This window comes from Psychromonas aquatilis, from assembly GCF_038155185.1.
GTDB lineage: Bacteria > Pseudomonadota > Gammaproteobacteria > Enterobacterales > Psychromonadaceae > Psychromonas > Psychromonas aquatilis.
This window is the reverse complement of the sequence record NZ_JBAKAZ010000326.1, coordinates 1-221: the sequence shown is the minus strand read 5'-3', so window position 1 is coordinate 221 and position 221 is coordinate 1. Positions and strand designations below refer to the sequence as shown.

1 protein-coding gene is annotated in these 221 nt (G+C 37.1%); it reads right to left on the bottom strand.

Annotated elements, in window-relative coordinates; all coding sequences use genetic code 11:
• Nucleotides 1–85: 85 nt before the first annotated feature.
• Nucleotides 86–220, bottom strand: coding sequence for a cell division protein ZipA C-terminal FtsZ-binding domain-containing protein (locus tag V6256_RS16505; RefSeq protein WP_424141082.1), 135 nt, complete (start codon nt 218–220; stop codon nt 86–88).
• Between the last annotated feature and the right edge of the window lies 1 nt (nt 221).

Genomic DNA, 221 nt, shown 5'->3' with positions numbered 1-221 from the left:
AAGAGATACCCGTCGAGTTAAATTTCTCAATCGTATATAAATCAAATGTAACTGTTGCCATCATATTAGAAATACTAAAAAGTACTTAACCGGTACCATCAGAGTTTTCATGGCGATGGAAGATATTCATATCGCAGTAGCGAAAGCCTGAGGTTAAGAAAAACTGTAATGACTCATGCCCACCTAATCGGTTATCCCGTTTAGCAGCGACGTTAAAAATA